This is a genomic window from Streptomyces naganishii JCM 4654 (assembly GCF_014650575.1).
In the GTDB taxonomy this organism is placed as follows: Bacteria; Actinomycetota; Actinomycetes; order Streptomycetales; family Streptomycetaceae; genus Streptomyces; species Streptomyces naganishii.
On record NZ_BMVF01000031.1, the window covers coordinates 37384 to 53817 of the forward strand.

The 16434-nt window shown below is 75.0% G+C and carries 14 protein-coding genes and 1 rRNA gene; 3 read left to right on the forward strand and 12 right to left on the reverse strand.

The window, feature by feature from the left end; translation table 11 throughout:
- The first annotated feature begins 115 nt into the window (after positions 1-115).
- Entirely contained in the window at positions 116-1747 is a 1632-nt protein-coding gene (locus tag IE217_RS33260) for a PucR family transcriptional regulator (RefSeq protein WP_190181678.1), read from the forward strand.
- Positions 1748-1765: 18 nt separating this feature from the next.
- On the opposite strand, the gene IE217_RS33265 is transcribed toward IE217_RS33260, so the two are convergent.
- From IE217_RS33265 to IE217_RS33290, 6 genes are all read right to left on the reverse strand, one after another.
- Positions 1766-2902 carry a glycosyltransferase family 4 protein gene (locus tag IE217_RS33265; protein WP_190181679.1) on the reverse strand — a complete coding sequence of 379 codons (1137 nt, stop codon included), beginning with the start codon at positions 2900-2902 and terminating at the stop codon, positions 1766-1768.
- Positions 2903-3246: 344 nt separating this feature from the next.
- Positions 3247-3996, reverse strand: coding sequence for a hypothetical protein (locus IE217_RS33270; RefSeq protein WP_190181680.1), 750 nt, complete (start codon positions 3994-3996; stop codon positions 3247-3249).
- 106 nt (positions 3997-4102) lie between these two features.
- Positions 4103-5845, reverse strand: a complete 1743-nt coding sequence (gene recN, locus IE217_RS33275) for a DNA repair protein RecN (RefSeq protein WP_190181681.1) — start codon at positions 5843-5845, stop codon at positions 4103-4105.
- Positions 5846-6000: 155 nt separating this feature from the next.
- Complete coding sequence (locus IE217_RS33280) at positions 6001-6906, reverse strand: NAD kinase (protein WP_190181682.1); 906 nt, start codon at positions 6904-6906, stop codon at positions 6001-6003.
- Positions 6903-7718 (reverse strand): TlyA family RNA methyltransferase, encoded by an 816-nt coding sequence (locus tag IE217_RS33285; protein ID WP_190181683.1) that lies wholly within the window; start codon positions 7716-7718, stop codon positions 6903-6905. The genes IE217_RS33280 and IE217_RS33285 overlap by 4 nt, the downstream gene beginning before the upstream one ends.
- Positions 7719-7725: 7 nt before the next feature.
- On the reverse strand, positions 7726-8016 hold the full coding sequence (locus IE217_RS33290; RefSeq protein ID WP_190181684.1) for a hypothetical protein: 291 nt from the start codon (positions 8014-8016) through the stop codon (positions 7726-7728).
- Between the two features lie 42 nt (positions 8017-8058).
- Here IE217_RS33290 and IE217_RS33295 point away from each other — a divergent pair, with 42 nt between their 5' ends.
- Positions 8059-8406 (forward strand): SCP2 sterol-binding domain-containing protein, encoded by a 348-nt coding sequence (locus IE217_RS33295; protein WP_190181685.1) that lies wholly within the window; start codon positions 8059-8061, stop codon positions 8404-8406.
- On the opposite strand, the gene IE217_RS33300 is transcribed toward IE217_RS33295, so the two are convergent.
- The 4 genes from IE217_RS33300 to IE217_RS33315 all read right to left on the reverse strand — a co-directional run bounded on the left by IE217_RS33300 (position 8390) and on the right by IE217_RS33315 (position 12630).
- A complete protein-coding gene (locus tag IE217_RS33300; protein ID WP_190181686.1) occupies positions 8390-9352 on the reverse strand; it encodes an ABC transporter ATP-binding protein in 963 nt (320 codons plus the stop codon). The genes IE217_RS33295 and IE217_RS33300 overlap by 17 nt on opposite strands.
- Entirely contained in the window at positions 9349-10401 is a 1053-nt protein-coding gene (locus IE217_RS33305) for a FecCD family ABC transporter permease (protein ID WP_229865828.1), read from the reverse strand. The genes IE217_RS33300 and IE217_RS33305 overlap by 4 nt, the downstream gene beginning before the upstream one ends.
- 83 nt (positions 10402-10484) lie before the next feature.
- Positions 10485-11528 carry a FecCD family ABC transporter permease gene (locus tag IE217_RS33310; RefSeq protein WP_190181688.1) on the reverse strand — a complete coding sequence of 348 codons (1044 nt, stop codon included), beginning with the start codon at positions 11526-11528 and terminating at the stop codon, positions 10485-10487.
- Between the two features lie 67 nt (positions 11529-11595).
- Positions 11596-12630: an HAD-IIA family hydrolase gene (locus tag IE217_RS33315; protein ID WP_190181689.1), complete on the reverse strand. Its 1035-nt coding sequence runs from the start codon at positions 12628-12630 to the stop codon at positions 11596-11598.
- Between the two features lie 72 nt (positions 12631-12702).
- Between IE217_RS33315 and IE217_RS33320 the strand changes: the two genes are divergently transcribed.
- Positions 12703-13995 carry a DUF1015 domain-containing protein gene (locus IE217_RS33320; protein ID WP_190181690.1) on the forward strand — a complete coding sequence of 431 codons (1293 nt, stop codon included), beginning with the start codon at positions 12703-12705 and terminating at the stop codon, positions 13993-13995.
- A 72-nt stretch (positions 13996-14067) separates the two neighbouring features.
- Here IE217_RS33320 and IE217_RS34435 read toward each other — a convergent pair whose 3' ends face one another.
- Both IE217_RS34435 and rrf read right to left on the reverse strand, forming a co-directional pair.
- The gene (locus IE217_RS34435) at positions 14068-14916 is read right to left on the reverse strand and encodes a tetratricopeptide repeat protein (protein WP_194548946.1); all 849 of its coding nucleotides are present in this window, start codon (positions 14914-14916) and stop codon (positions 14068-14070) included.
- A 1260-nt stretch (positions 14917-16176) separates the two neighbouring features.
- Positions 16177-16293, reverse strand: a 5S ribosomal RNA gene (gene rrf / locus IE217_RS33330).
- Between the last annotated feature and the right edge of the window lie 141 nt (positions 16294-16434).

The window sequence follows — 16434 nt, forward strand, 5'->3', positions numbered from 1 at the left end:
AGGCGTACGCCGGCCCGGTCGACAGCGCGCCTCTGGGCCGTCGCGCGCTGTCGGTGCGCGCCGGTGCTCCCCCGCGGCTGCCCTTGGGGGAAAGTTGCAGGTAGCGTCCGGTTTCATGGACCGCAGACTTGACTCCGAGGGCGCCGGGATCACCGTGCAGCGCGCTCTCGAACTGCCCGGACTGCGCAGCGGCCTCCCCGAGGTCCTCGCCGGCGCCGACAAGCTCACCCGCACCGTCCGCTGGGTGCACGCCGGCGAGGTCCCCAACATCGCCTCGCTGCTCAAGGGCGGCGAGCTCCTCCTCACCACCGGCTACGGCCTGGGCACGCGCCCCGCCGACCAGCGCGCCTTCGTGCGCACCCTCGCCGAGCGCGGCATCGCGGCCCTGGTCGTCGAGCTCGGCCCCCGCTTCGCCCGGCTGCCCGCGGCCCTGGTGGAGACCGCCCGCGCGGCCGGCCTCCCGCTGGTCCAGCTGCACCGCGAGGTGCCCTTCGTCACGGTCACCGAGGAGATCCACACCGAGATCGTCAACGGCCACTACGCGCTGCTCCAGCGCGCCGAGGAGGTGCACCGGCGCTGCACGGAGGCCCTGCTCGGCGGGGGCGGTGTACCGCAGGTGCTGGGCATCCTCGCCGGCTTCGCCGGCAACCCGGTGTTCCTGGAGACCCCGGACGGCCGCCTCCTCTACGCGGCCGGCTCCGGCCCCGAGGGCGCCGACCCGCTCCAGGTCTGGGAGGGCCTGCGCGGGCAGCACAAGGAGGCCCCGCCGCCGGCGGGCTCGGTCCTGGTGGACGTCCCCGGCGGCGGCCCGGGCACGGGCACGGTCCGCGCCCGGCTGGTCCTGCTGCCGGTCCGCGCACCGCTCGCCCCCGTGCACCGCATGGCCGCCGAACGGGCCGCCGGCATCCTGGCCGTGGTGCTGATGCAGGCACGGCAGGAGGAGGAGCTCGCGGCGCGCGGACGCGGCGACTTCCTCACCGACCTCGCCGAGGGCCGTATCACCGCCGATGACGCCCCCGCGCAGGCACGGGTGCTCGGCTTCAAGCCGGGCGCCGGCCCGCTGCTGCCGGTGGTGATGCGCCTGGGCGACGCCCTCGCCCCGAGCGGCGGCTGGGCCGTGCTGGCGCGCGCGGTGGCCGAGGAACTGGCCTCGGTGGGCGTACCGGTGCTGCTGGGCGTACGCCCGGTCGAGGGCCGCGTCCTGCTGCTGGTCGGCCCGCGCGACGAGACGGAGCGGGCGGCGGTCGCCGACCGGGTCGCGGCGGCGCTGCGGGCCGGCGTGGAGCGGGCGGGGATGCGGCGGCCGGGCGCGCAGCCGCCCGTGGTGGTCGTCGGGGTGGCGGGCGGCTGGGCGGCCGCGTCGGCGGGACTGCGGCACGCGGCCGAGACCGCGACGGCGGCGCTCGGGCTGCCGGAGCGGCCCTGGTACGACGCCCGGCGCCTGGACATCGACCTGCTGCTGTGGCGACTGCGCGACCACCCGGACCTAGCGGCCTTCGTCGACCGTGCCCTCGGCCCCCTCCTCGACCACGACGACCGCTCCCGGCCGCCGCTGCTGCCCACTCTTCAGACGTATCTGGCGCACGCCGGCCGCAAGGCCGAGACCGCCCGCGAACTGCACCTCAACCGCCAGACGCTCTACAACCGCCTGGCCCGCATCGGGGAGTTGCTGGGCACGGACCTCGACGACCCGCAGACCGTCCTGGCGTTGAGCCTCGCCCTGCGCGCCCGCAGGCACGTGCCCTGACGTCCGCCGCCGGGCCGATCAGCACCGGCCGAACGGCACCGGCCGGGTCAACTCGTCGTAGACGCTCAGCACTTGGGCCACCGTCTCGTCCTCGGTCGGCCAGGTGGCCGCCTGCCCGGCGCCCTCCTCGCGCAGCGCCTGACAGCGCCCGGGGTCCCCGAGCAGCCGTACGACGGCGGCGGCGAACTCCTCCGGGTCACCGGGCGGCACGAGTTCGGCGGCCTCCCCGACGAGTTCGGGAACGCTGCCGGTGCGCACCGCGACGAGCGGCACGCGCGCGTGCAGGGCCTCCTGCGCCAGCACCGAGCGGGCTTCCCAACTGCCCGGCAGCAGCGCCAGGTCGGCGGCCGCGAGCAGCTCTCCGACGTCGTCGCGCCGGCCGAGGAGGCGGACCGGCAGCTCCTCGTCCTCGATCCGCCGCTGGAGCGTGCCGCGCAGCGGCCCCTCCCCCGCGATCACGAGCAGCGGCACGGGGTCGAGCAGCCGCCACGCGCGGGCGGCGTCCAGCAGCAGCTCATGGCCCCGGTGCGCGTCGAGGGAGGCGACGGCGATGAGCAACGGACGTGCGATGGCGCCGAGTTCGGCGCGCACCTTGGAGGGCGGCCGCTCCGGATGCTCGTATCCGAAGCGCGGCCGGGGCACCGCGACCGCCGCGAGCCGGGCGTCCCGCGCACCCCGGTGCCGGGCGCGGTCCACGAGTTCGGAGGTGGTGCCGAGCACCACGGCGGCCGCCCTCACCACCCGCCGCTCCAGCATGCGCAGCAGATGGCCGCGCGGGCCCTCGGCGCGGGCGTGGTTGTGCCAGGTGACCACGAGCGGCGTCTCGCGCCCGCTGAGCGCCAGCACCGCGCGGAAGGACGCGTGCAGTCCGTGCGCGTGCACCAGGTCGGCGTCGGCGCACGCGGTGCGCAGCGCGGCCACGGACACCGGGTCGCTGCTGCGCGGCACGTGGACATGGGCGGCGCCGGCTGCGGTGAACCCGTAGGCGCGGTCCGCCTCCACGGGGGCGCACACCGTGACCCGTACGCCCCGGGCGACCAGCCCCGCCGCCAGGGACCGCACATGGGCGCTGCTGCCGGCGTTGCCGCCGCCGAGCACCTGCACGGTGCGCAGCGGCGACTGACCGTGCGATGCGTGGCTGCTCACGGGGCTCACGTGGGCCGGGACTCCTGGTTCGGCGGGCGTTGGGACGGTCGTGCGTCAGGGCTGTCGGGCGCACCGGGGTGGTGCCCCAAGGATGCCAGTACGTACGGGTGTTCCGGGACCGCCGGGTGCGGTGGCCGCAGGGGGGGACAGGGCAACGCGGCGCTCCGTATCGCCCACACGAGTGAAACCGGCGCACCAAGCCGGCGCACGCACCACCCCGCGCCTCACCGCGCGACCCCCGGGGGCGCGTACGGCAGCGCGGGACACGGCGGTACGCGCGCCACCGGACACGGCGAAACACACGACGCCGGGCACGGCGGTACGCGCCGCACCGGATACGGCGGGCCGGTGGCTCACAGAGAGCGGGCGAGGTCGCTCACCCGGTCGCCGTACACGGCCGCGCCCACCACGGCGACGGCGTGCGCCAGCAGACCGAGGCGCCCGTTGCACGCCACGGCGGCGACACCGAGGGCCGCGCCCAGGGCGTGCGCACCGGTGTCGCCGAGCATGGTGCGCTCGGCGAGGTCGTCGGGCAGCGCGGCCGCTGCGGCCCCCGTCACCACGGCCGCCTGCTCCGCCCCCGGCCCGCCGCGCAGCAGCCCGGGCGCCGCGAGGGCGAGCGCCGTGGCGGCGGCCCGGCCGGGGCGTACGTCGAGGAGGTTGACGGCATGGGCGGCCCCGGCGATGACGACACCGGCTAGCAGCCGGTCCAGCGGCCGCCGCTCGAGAAACGCGCCGGCGGCGAGGGCGGCGGCCGAGATCCCGAACAACTTGACCGCGCCGCTGGTGACTTCGCCGCCCCGCAGCGCACCGAGATGGGCCCGGAAACCGCGCCTCGGGTCACCCGCCCCCGCGATGTCGTCATAGGCCCCGCAGGCCCCGGCGGCCAGGACCACCATGCCGGCCGCCGGATGCAGCCGCCCGGCACCGACCGCGGCCGCCACGGCGGTGGCGGGCCCGGAGTACAGCCCGACCGCCCGCCCCGCGTGATTCGTCCGCTCCCAGCGCCCACGGCCGCCGGGCGCGCCCGCGCGCAGCACGGCGGTGCCGGCCCGGGTCAGACCGGCGGCCAGACCGAAGGAGGCGACCACACGAGAGATCATCCCGCCACCCTACGCACCCCGCGGTCGGCACCGGGCTCCTCGTGCCCGGTCGCGGCCTCGCCGGGCCCGCCGGGCGCCTCCGGTCCTTCCGCGGAGTCCTGGAGTCCTACAAGTCCGCCCGTGCCGTGGCGAGGAGCTCCTCCGCGTGGGCGCGGGCCGTCTCGGAGTCCTCCTGGCCGGCCAGCATGCGGGACAGTTCGCGGACCCGGTCCTCGCCCTCGAGCACCTTCACGCCCGACCGCGTCACCGACCCGTCGTCGGTCTTCTCGACCAGCAGCTGCCGGTCGGCGAACGCGGCGACCTGCGGCAGGTGGGTCACCACCACGACCTGCGCGGTCCTCGCGAGCTTCGCCAGCCGCCGCCCGATCTCCACCGCCGCCTTGCCGCCGACGCCCGCGTCGACCTCGTCGAAGAGATACGTCGGCACCGGGTCCGTACCGGCGAAGACCACCTCCACGGCGAGCATCACGCGCGACAGCTCACCGCCGGAGGCGCCCTTGGCGATCGGCCGGGGCGGTGCGCCGGGGTGCGGGGCGAGCAGCAACTCGACCTCGTCCGCACCGGCCGGGCCGTAGGCCACCGTGCGCCCGCCGACCTCGATGCCCTCGGGGTCCTCGGTCTGGCGCAGGGCGAAGGACACGCGCGCGTGGGGCATGGCGAGGGAGGCCAGCTCGGCGGTGACCGCGGCGGCGAACCGTTCCGCGGCCTCGGTGCGCGCGTCCGTCAGCGCCTGGGCGAGCCCGCCCAGTTCGGCGCGCAGCGCGTCCCGTTCGGCGGTCAGCTCGCCGATCCGCTCGTCGTCGGAGTCCAGCTCCGTCAGCCGGGCGGCCGACCGCTCCGCCCAGGCCAGCACGGCGGCCACGTCCTCGCCGTACTTTCGGGTGAGGGAGGTCAGCGCCGCCCGCCGCTCCTCCACCGCCGCCAGCCGCAGCGGGTCGGCGTCCAGGTCGTCGGCGTACCCGGCCAGTTCGCCGGCCACGTCACCGAGCAGGATGCCGATCTCGCCGATGCGGTCGGCGAGCGCGGCGAGCGCGGGGTCGTGGGAGCGCACGGCCTCCAGGGCCCGCTGCGCGCCGGCGACGAGGGTGGCCGCGTCGATGCCCTCGGGGTCCTCGGGGTCGCCCGCGAGGGCGCGGTGCGCCGCCGTCGCGGCGGACGACAGGGCCTCGGCGTGCCCGAGCCGCTCGGCCTCCTCCGCGAGCTCGGTGTCCTCGCCGGCGCGCGGTTCGACCCCGGCGATCTCGTCGAGGCCGTAGCGCAGCAGGTCGGCCTCCTGGGCCCGCTCACGCGCGCGCGTGGTGATCTCGTCGAGCTCGGTGGCGACGGCACGCAGCCGCCGGTAGGCCTCGGCGTACTTGGCCAAGGGCACGGCGACGGCGTCACCCGCGTACCGGTCGAGCGCCTGCCGCTGCCGGGACAGCTTGAGCAGCCCCTGCTGGTCGGTCTGCCCGTGCACGGCCACCAGGTCGTCGGCGAGCTCGGCGAGCAGTCCGACGGGCACATTCCGCCCGCCCAGGTGCGCCCGCGAGCGCCCCTCGGCGGAAACGGTACGGCTGATCAGCAGCGCCCCGTCGTCGAGCTCGGCGCCCGCCTCCTCGGCCCGTACGGCGGCGGAGGCGTCCGCGGGAACGGTGACCCGCCCCTCCACGACCGCCTTCCCGGCCCCGATCCGTACGAGCGCCGGGTCCGCGCGCCCGCCCAGCAGCAGCCCCAGACTGGTGACCACCATGGTCTTGCCCGCGCCCGTCTCACCGGTGACGGCGGTGAAGCCGGGCGACAGCTCGACGACCGCGTCGTCGATCACTCCGAGCGACCGTATCCGCATCTCCTCCAACACGTCCCCGACCATACGAGGTTTTGCTCGCCTCGCGCGACGCGCCCCACCCCACGGACGGCGTCCGGGGCCGTGACCTGCCGCGCGGGACGCTCGTTCACCAGTACGGTGGACGCGCCAGTGCAGTGGCCCCGCGCCAGTGCGGTGGGCCCGCTAGTGCGGTGGGCCCGCTAGTGCGGTGCGCCGCGCCAGCCCGAGACCGGCAGGGCGAACTTGGCCACCAGGCGGTCCGTGAAGGAGGCGTGGTGCAGCCGGGCGAGCCGTACCGGCACCGCGCCGCGCCGCACCTCGACCCGCGCCCCCGGCGGCAGCTCGACCGTGCGCCGCCCGTCGCACCACAGCACCCCCGGCGGCACGTGCGGCAGCACCTCGACCGCGAGCACCGAGTCCGGCGAGGTCACCAGCGGCTTGGCGAACAGCGCGTGCGCCGAGATCGGCACCATCAGCAGCGCCTCCACCTCCGGCCACACCACGGGCCCGCCCGCCGAGAAGGCGTACGCGGTCGACCCGGTGGGCGTGGCGCACACGATGCCGTCGCAGCCGAACCCGGTCACCGGCCGCCCGTCGATCTCCAGGACCACCTCGAGCATCCGCTCGGCGGACACCTTCTGCACGGCCGCCTCGTTCAGCGCCCAGTCGGTGTGCACGATGTCGCCGTTGCGGTGCACGACCACGTCGACGGTCATGCGCTCCTCGACCTCGTACGCCCGGTTCACCACCCGGTCCACGACCTTGTCCAGGTCGTCGCGCTCGGCCTCGGCGAGGAAGCCGACCCGCCCGAGGTTCACCCCGAGCATCGGCACGCCCGAGGCGCGCGCGAACTCGGCGCCGCGCAGCAGCGTCCCGTCACCGCCGAGCACGATCAACAGCTCGCACCCGTCCAGGGACTGCGGGGTGGCCTCCTTGACCAGCTCCACCTCGCCCGGCAGCGGCAGGTCGGCCGCCTCCGCCTCCAGTACGCGCACCCCGATGCCTGCGCGCAGCAGCCCTTTGACCACCAGTTCCGCGCTGCGCACGGCGGCCGGCCGGCCGGTGTGCGCCAGCAGGAAAACGGTTCGAGATCGATCCTGTGTCAACGCGGCCCCTCCGCCACTGCACGGTCCACATCGGCCGGGTCCAGGGCGGGCGCCCCGGCACGCAGCCACAGAAAGTACTCGACGTTCCCGGACGGCCCGGGCAGCGGACTGGCGGTGACACCGTTCACCCCGAGTCCCAGCTCCCACGCCTTGTCCGCCACGCCCCGCACGGCCTCCGCCCGCAGCTGCGGACTCCGTACGACACCCCCGCTGCCCAGCCGCTCCTTCCCGACCTCGAACTGCGGCTTGACCATCATCACCAGGTCGGCGTCCGGTTTCGCGCACCGCGCCAGGGCGGGCAGCACCAGTCCGAGCGGGATGAACGACAGATCCCCCACCACAAGATCCACAGGCTCCCCATCGATCGCCTCGAGCGTCAACTCGCGTACGTTCGTACGGTCCTTGACGGTGACGCGTTCATCGCTCTGCAGGGACCAGGCGAGTTGTCCGTATCCGACGTCCACGGCGAGCACGTGGGCGGCGCCGGCGCGCAGCAGCACATCGGTGAAGCCGCCGGTGGACGCGCCGGCGTCCAGGGCGCGCCGTCCCTCCACGACCAGCCCGCGCGGCACGAACGCGGTCAGCGCGCCGGCGAGCTTGTGGCCGCCCCGGGAGACGTAGTCGGGGTCGTTGTCGTCGGCGGCGACCACGACGGCGGCGGCGGTCTCCACCTGGGTGGCGGGCTTGGTCGCGACGGTCTTGCCGACGGTGACCCGGCCGGCGGCGATCAGCTGGCCGGCGTGCTCGCGCGAGCGGGCGAGCCCCCGGCGGACCAGCTCCGCGTCCAGACGACGGCGTGCGACTCCTGCCACGTTCGGTTCAGCTCCTGTGTTGGTACGACGGTGAGGGCGCGGGGGGTGCGGGAGGCCCCGGGCGGGCGTCGAGCGCGGTGAGCGCGTCGCGCAGCCCCCTGTGTACATCCTCGTACACCTCCACGTGCCCGTCGGTGGCGAGGTGGTCGGTGTCGGCCAGCCGCTCCAGGGCGGCGTCGACATCGGCGTCGCCGGTGGCGGTGCGGGGGACGCCGAGGGGGGCGGGCGCGGCGGGGTCGTGCTCGGGCGCTTCCTCGGCCTGCGGGTCCGCGTCCGTCCCGGTCACAGAGTCGCTCATGCCCAGACGCTACCGCGAAGCCCTGGGGTACCGTCGATCGCGATGGCCACGATCGAAGAGTGCCGTACCGCACTCGAGAAGCTCTCGGACAACATGGCGAACGCGGAAGGCGACGTGCGCGAGGCGGCGGCGCTCGACCGCTCGGTGAGCTGCCACATCACGGACCTGGACGTCACCTTCGTCGGCCGCCTCACCGGCGGCCGCATCGACGTGCGGGACACCCTGCCGGGGCCGCCGCCCGAGAAGGCGCAGATCCGCCTCGCCATGGCCGGCGACGACCTGATCTCACTGGTCGGCGGCGAGCTGAACTTCGCCACCGCCTGGGGTTCGGGCCGGGTGAGGCTGGAGGCGGGCCTGCTGGACCTGTTCCGGCTCAGGAAGCTTCTGTAGCGGCCGGCCGGTCCTTCGAAGCCGCCGCCGGGTCCGGCCGGTCCGCCAGGTCCGCCGAATCCGACCTGTCCGCGTGCCCCGCACGCCCCCCGCTGCCGCCGCCGCGTGCCTTGCGGGCGGCCGGCACCACCAGCGGCGTACCGGTCTCGGGGTCCTCGATGACCTGGCAGCGCAGCCCGAAGACCTCCTCCACCAGCGCCGCCGTGACCACCTCGCCCGGCGTCCCCTGGGCGACGACCTTCCCGTCGCGCAGGGCGACGAGGTGGGTGGCGTAGCGGGCCGCGTGGTTGAGGTCGTGCAGCACGGCGACGAGCGTGCGCCCCTGCTCCTCGTGCAGCTCGGCACACAGGTCCAGGACGTCGATCTGGTGCTGGATGTCCAGATACGTCGTCGGCTCGTCGAGCAGCAGCAGCGGGGTGCGCTGGGCGAGCGCCATGGCGATCCACACCCGCTGGCGCTGTCCGCCGGACAGTTCGTCGACGTAACGCCCGGCGAGCTCGGCGACCCCGGTGCGCTCCATGGACTCGCGGACGACCCGCTCGTCCTCGGCCGACCACTGCCGCAGGATGCCCTGGTGCGGATAGCGGCCGCGGCCCACCAGGTCGCCCACGGTGATCCCGTCCGGCGCGATCGACGACTGGGGCAGCAGCCCGAGCGTGCGGGCGACCTTCTTGGCGGGCATCGACTGGATGACCTGCCCGTCGAGCAGCACCCGTCCCCCGGTGGGCTTGAGCATCCGCGACAGCGCCCGCAGCAGGGTGGATTTGCCGCAGGCGTTGGGGCCGACGATCACCGTGAAGGAGTTGTCGGGTATCTCCACCGACAGCCGCTCGGCGATGACCCGCCGGTCGTAGGCGAGGGTGACGTCGTCGGCGGACAGGCGGTTCACGGTGCTCCTTCGGTCGTTCGCTTCCGGTCCGCGCGCCGCGCGGCCGCGGGCGCTCATAGCCGTCCCGCCCTGCGCTCGGTGACCAGCAGCCACAGCAGATGGACCCCGCCGAGCACACCGGTGACCACGCCCACGGGGAGCTGGTCGGCGCCGAAGGCGCGCTGCGAGGCCCAGTCGGCGGTGACCAGCAGGGCGGCGCCCATGCACAGGGAGGGCACCAGTTTCGGGCCGGGCAGGGGGGCGCCTCCCGCGCCGTTCAGGAAGCGGGGGAGGGTCAGGCGCCGGGCCAGCTGCGGCGCGGTCAGGGCGACGAAGGCCACGGGCCCGGCGGCGGCGGTGGCCGCGGAGGTGAGCAGTACGGCGGAGGCCGTCAGCAGCAGCCGTACGCGCCCGACGCGCACCCCGAGAGCGCCGGCGACGTCGTCGCCCATCTCCAGCATGCGCAGCCCGCGCGCGTTGGCGAGCACCAGCGGCAGCAGCACCGCGCACAGGGCGAGCAGCGGCCACACCTGGGTCCAGTCGCGGCCGTTGAGGGAGCCGGTCATCCAGACGACCGCGCGGGCGGCGTCCACGAAGTCGGCCTTGGTGATCAGGTAGCCGTTGACCGCGGTGACCACGGCGGACACGCCGATGCCGACCAGGACCAGCCGGTACCCGTGCACGCCCTGCTTCCAGGCGAGCAGGTAGAGGGCGAGCCCGGTCACCAGGCCGCCGGCGAGCGCGCCGAGGGTGACCGCGCCGGCGCTGCCGGAGAACAGGACGATCACCGTGAGCGCGCCGGCCGCCGCGCCCTGGGAGAGGCCGAGCACGTCCGGGCTGCCCAGCGGATTGCGGGAGACGGCCTGGAACAGCGCCCCGCCCAGGCCCAGGCAGGCGCCGACCAGGAGGCCGACGAGGACGCGGGGCAGCCGCAGTTCGCGGACGATGAACTCCTGCCCCCCCTCGCCCCGGCCGACGAGCGTCCTGAGCACGTCGGAGGCGGGGATGGGGAAGTCGCCGGTGCCGATCAGCATGACGCCGGCGGTGAGCGCGACGGCCAGCAGCACCGCGACGACCCCGCAGGCGCGCACGTCGAGGCGGAGGGACAGGCCGCCCGGTCCTCGCAGGGCGCGTGTGGTGCGCGGGGCGGTGCTGGCCGGGGTACCGGCGGACTCGGGGCCGCCGGTGGTCGTCGGGTTACGGGTGGTGGTCACAGCTGGGTCGCCCTCCGCCGCCGTACGAGCAGGATGAACACCGGACCGCCGAGGACGGCGGTGACCACGCCGACCTGGAGCTCGGCGGGCCGGGCGACGATCCGTCCGACGACGTCCGCGCCGAGCAGCAGCACGGGCGACAGGACGGTGGCGTACGGCAGGATCCAGCGCAGGTCGGGGCCGGTGAAGGAGCGGACCGCGTGCGGGACCATCAGCCCGACGAAGACGATGGGCCCGCAGGCCGCGGTCGCCGCGCCCGACAGCACGGTCGCGGCGAGCATGGCGAGCGCCCGGGTGCGGTCCGGATCGGCGCCGAGCGCGCGGGCCGTGTCGTCGCCCATGGCCATCGCGTTCAGCGGCCGGGCCAGCAGCAGGGCGAGGGCGGATCCGGCCGCGAGGAACGGCAGCACCTGGGCGATGGTGCCGTGGGTGGCGGAGGCCAGGGAGCCCACGGTCCAGAAGCGCATCCTGCCCAGCGCCGCGTCGTCCATGATCATGACGGCCTGGAGGTAGCCGTAGAGGGCGGCGCTGATCGCGGTGCCGGCGAGCGCGAGCCGTACGGGCGTGGCGCCCCGGCTGCCGCCCAGGAACCACACCAGCGCGCCCACGGCGGCCGCGCCGAGGAAGGCGAACCAGACGTAGCCGCTCAGGCTGGTCACGCCGAAGTACGTGATGGCGGTGACGACGGCGGCCGACGCGCCCGCGTTGATGCCGAGGATCCCCGGATCCGCCAGCGGATTGCGGGTGAGCGCCTGGAGCACCGCCCCGGACAGTCCCAGCGCGGCCCCGGCGAGCAGCCCCAGCACCGTACGGGACAGGCGCTCGCCGACCACCACGTCGCCGTAGGTCCCCGAGTCCTGGAACAGGCCGTGCCAGACCTCGGCGGGGGACAGCTCCTTGGCCCCGACCGCGATGCTCGCGAGCGCGACGACGGCGAGGACGGCGGCGGAGACGACGAGCCCGGCGGCCCGCTTCCCGCCGCCGCCCGGGCGCGCGGCGGGGGCCGCCGCGCGCTCATCTGGAGGACTGTCGACCAACACGAGGTTAGGTTAGCCTACCCTCGCCAAGTCGCAATCATCCGCCGGTGTCCCCGGCCCTCACGGACCGTCAGAGACCCAGTCGCGCCAGCGCCTTCCCCCCGTCCAGCTCGCACCCGCTGTCACCGGCCGCCGTCCAGGCCGCCGCGCACAGCGCCCGCAGCCCGTCCAGCGCCCCGCCGTCACCGGTCACTTCGAGCCGCCCCGCCTCCACCGACGCCCTCGCCGTCCACCCGCCGCACCGGAAACCCTCACCCTCCCGAGTGATTTCCGGCTGCCCGGTGAGCAGGCCGCGCAGATCCGCGTCGACGTACGTCGGACGGTGCTGCGGCGGCGCGGCCAGCAGCAGCGCGCCGTCGGTCACCCCGGTCAGGACGAGCAGCGAGTCCACCCCGCCGTTGAACGCCCCCTCGATGTCCGTGTCCAGCCGGTCCCCGACCACCAGGGGCCGCTTCGCGCCGGTGCGCAGGATCGTCTCGCGGTGCATCGGCGGCAGCGGCTTGCCCGCCACCTGCGGCTCCGCGCCCGTCGCTATCCGGACGACCTCCACCGCCGCGCCGTTGCCCGGCGCGATCCCGCGCGCGCTCGGGATCGTCAGATCCGTGTTGGAGGCGAACCACGGCACCCCGCGCGCGATGGCGTACGACGCCTCCGCGAACCGCCCCCACGCCAGCTCGGGCCCTCCGTAGCCCTGCACCACGGCCACCGGCTCGTCCTCGGCCGACTCGACCGGCTCCAGGCCACGCTCGCGCAGCGCCACCCGCAGCCCCTCCCCGCCGATCACCAGCACCCGGGCGCCCCGGGGCACCTGGTCGGCGATCAGCCGGGCCACCGCCTGCGCGGAGGTCACGACGTCGGACGCCTCGGCCCGTATCCCCAGCTCCGTCAGGTGCGCCGCGACCGCCTCGGGGGTGCGCAGGGCGTTGTTGGTGACGTACGCCAGACGCATGCCACCCGTCCGGGCGGTGGCGAGCGAGTCGACCGCGTGCGCGATGGCCTCACCGCCCGCGTAGACCACACCGTCCAGGTCGAGCAGGGCCGTGTCGTACGCCTCGCTCAGGGCCCGTCCGCTGCCCTCGGGACTCGTCCTGCCGCCCTGGCTCATTCCGCATCGCTCCTCGTGAACCGACTTTCCCCCGATCATCCCTCATGCCACTGACACACGTACGATGCCGGGATGAACATTGCAGGTCACTCGCCGGAAACCACGCGCCGAGGCCTCGAGCTCACCCCGTTCCGCGGCCTGCGCTACGCCCCCGACCGGGTCGGCTCCCTGGCCGCCGTGACGTCCCCGCCGTACGACGTGGTCGTACGCCCCGACGGCCTGCACCACCTCCAGTCCGCCGACCCGTACAACATCGTCCGCCTGATCCTGCCCCAGGCCGGCACCCCCAGCGCCCGCAACAAGCAGGCCGCCGAGACCCTGCGCCGCTGGCTCGCCGAGGGCGTCCTGACCGCCGACCCCGAGCCCGGCCTGTACGTGTACGAGCAGCGTGACGGCGACGGCATGCTCCAGCGCGGCCTGATCGGCGCGCTGCGCGTCACGGACCCGGCGGACGGCGTGGTGCTGCCGCACGAGGACGTCATGCCGCACGTGGTCGCGGACCGCGCCGACCTGATGCGCGCCACCAGCGCCAACCTCGAACCGCTGCTGCTCACCTACCGCGGCGAGGACTCGGCCGCCACCACCACGCTCATCGTCGAACGCACCGCCGAACGGCCGCCGCTGCTCTCCACGACCACCGAGGACGGTTTCAGCCACCGCCTGTGGGCCGTGACCGACCCCGGCGACCTGGCAGCGATCAAGGACGACCTCGCCCGCCACCAGGCCCTGATCGCCGACGGCCACCACCGCTGGGCCACCTACCGCACCCTGCGCGCGGAACACCCCTCGCCCAGCCCCTGGGACTACGGCCTGGTGCTGCTGGTCGACACCGCCCGCTACCCGCTCCGGGTGCGCGCCATCCACCGCCTCCTGCACGGTCTGCCGGTCTCGGACGCGCTCGCGGCCCTGGACGGCCACTTCCGCGTACGGCGGCTGGAGGTGCCCCTGGCCGAGGCTCTGGCGGCCCTGGCGGACACGGCCTGCGAGGGCAACGCCTTCCTGCTCGCCGGGGACGGCGCCTTCCACCTCGTGGACCGCCCGGACCCCGCTCTGCTGGCGCGTACGGTGCCCGCCGACCGCCCGGCCGCCTGGCGCACCCTCGACGCGACGGTCCTGCACGCCACGCTCCTCGACCATGTGTGGCGCATCCCCGAGGACTCCCCCGCCCACATCGCCTACATCCACGACTCGGCCGCCACCGTGGAGAAGGCGGAACGCGACGGCAGCACGGCCGTCCTGCTGCACCCCGTCCGCGAGGAGGTCGTGCGCGAGCTGGCCCGCCAGGGGGTCACCATGCCCCGCAAGTCGACCTCGTTCGGCCCCAAGCCGGCGTCGGGACTGGTGCTGCGCGCGCTGGACCTGTGAAACGGGCGAGGGCAGGCCCGTCGAACGGAACCTGCCCTCGTACGTCGCCGCCCTCGTCCGAGGGCGTCGGCGTCAGCCCTTGCCGGTCTCGCCGGATTCGTCGACGTGGTCGGCCTCACGGGCCTCGCCCGCGCCGTCGTCGGCCTTGACCTCGGCCTTGACCTCGGCCTTGACCTCGGCCTTGACCTCGGTCTCGGCCTCCGTCTCGGTCCCGGCGGTGGCCGTGTCGTCCCCGCCGTGCTCGTCGAGCGCGTCGGTGAACTCCACGCCGTCCAGCTCCGCGAGACGGTCCGAGGCGTCGGTGCTGCCGTCCCGGTCGGCCTCCACGGCCTTGGCGAACCACTCCCGCGCCTCGCGCTCACGGCCGGCGGCGAGCAGCGCGTCAGCGTAGGCGTAGCGCAGGCGCGCGGTCCACGGCTGGACGGAGTTGGAGGCCAGCTCCGGGCTCTGCAGGGTCACGATGGCCGCGTCCAGCTGCCCCATGTCCCGGCGGGCGCCGGCCGCGACGAGCCGCATCTCGACCTGCCCGGCCTTGTCGAGCTTGTGCACCTCCGGCGCCCCGGCCATGTCCAGCGCCTTCTCGGGACGCCCGAGCCCACGCTCGCAGTCGGCCATGACCGGCCACAGCTCCACGCTGCCCGTCATCCGCCGCGCGGCACGGAACTCGGCGAGCGCCTCGCCGTACTTCTGGTTCGCGTACGCGGCGAAGCCGCCCGCCTCCCGTACGGCGGCGACACGGGACGCCAGCCGGAGGGCAACCCTGGAGTAGCCGTAGGCGCCCTCGGGGTCCTCGTCGATGAGGCGGGCCACCATCACCAGGTTCCGGGCGACGTCGTCGGCGAGCGTCTTGGGCAGACTCTGCAGCTCCTGGCGTACGTCCTTGTCGATCTCCTCGCCGGTGACGTCCTCCGGGATCGGCAGCCGCTTGATCGGCTCGCGGTCACGGTCGCGGTCACGCCCACGGTCCCGGTCGCGGTCGTCGCGGAAGCGTCCGCCTCCGCGGCGGTCGTCGCGACGGTCATCACGCCGGTCGTAGCCGCCACGGTCGTCACGGCCCCGGTAGCCGCCGCCCGGACGCCCACCGCGGTCGTCACGGCGGGGGCCGCGGCTGCCCCGGTCGTCCCGGCCGCGGAAGCCGCCGCGGTCGCCGCGGTCGCTGTCACGGCGGTCGTCGCGACGGTCGCCCCGGTCGTCCCTGCGGTCGTCACGACGGTCGTCGCGGCGGTAGGTGGGACGGTCGTCGCGGCGGTCATCCCGGCGGTAGGCGGGACGGTCGCCCTCACGGCGGTAAGTGGGGCGGTCGCCCTCACGACGGTAGGTGGGACGGTCGCGGTCCCTGTCACGGTCCCGGTCGCGGTCGTCGCGGCGGGCGTAAGCGCCCCGGCCGCCCTCACGGCGATCATCGCGCCGACCGTAACCGCGGTCGTCGTCCCGCCGGAAACCACCGCGGTCCCCGCCACGGTCCCCGCGCTCGCTCCGCTCGTTCCGCTCGGGCCGGTCGGACCTGTCGTCGCGGCGGTAACCGCCCCGGTCGTCGCGGCGACCGTAACCGCGGTCGTCATCGCGCCGGCCGTAGCCACGGTCGTCGTCCCGCCGGAAGCCCCGGCGGTCATCGCCCCGGTCGTCCCTGCGGTCGTCACGACGGTCGTCGCGGCGGTAGGTGGGACGGTCGTCGCGGCGGTCATCCCGGCGGTAGGCGGGGCGGTCGCCCTCACGGCGGTAAGTGGGGCGGTCGCCCTCACGACGGTAGGTGGGACGGTCGCGGTCCCTGTCACGGTCCCGGTCGCGGTCGTCGCGGCGGGCGTAAGCGCCCCGGTCGCCCTCACGGCGATCATCGCGCCGACCGTAGCCACGGTCGTCGTCCCGCCGGAAGCCACCGCGCTCGCCGCCGCGGTCCGTTCGCTCGCCGCCTCGGCGGTCGTCGCGCCGGCCGTAGCCGCCACGGTCGTTGCCCGCCCGGTCATTACCTGGCCGGTCGTTGCCGCGCCGGGGGCCGCCGCGGTAGCCGCCACGGTCACCGCGGTCGCCACCGTCCCGGCGGCGCTGGTCGCGCTCCGGACGCTCGTCGGGAGAGTTGGTGGACATCGGTGACTCCTGTCTTCGGTACCGCAAGCATTATAAAAACGAAAGGACCCCTGGCCCCAGCTGAACGCTGGTGACCAGGGGTCCTCCCCAAAGATTGTTCGGCGGTGTCCTACTCTCCCACAGGGTCCCCCCTGCAGTACCATCGGCGCTGTAAGGCTTAGCTTCCGGGTTCGGAATGTAACCGGGCGTTTCCCTCACGCTATGACCACCGAAACCCTAATGGTTTCGAGCGAACAAGCACACTCTTCTGTTGTGAGTTCAGCTCTAGCCGGCAACGGTCGTTGCCTCAGAACTAACACAGTGGACGCGAGCAACTGAGGACAAGCCCTCGGCCTATTAGTACCGGTCACCTCC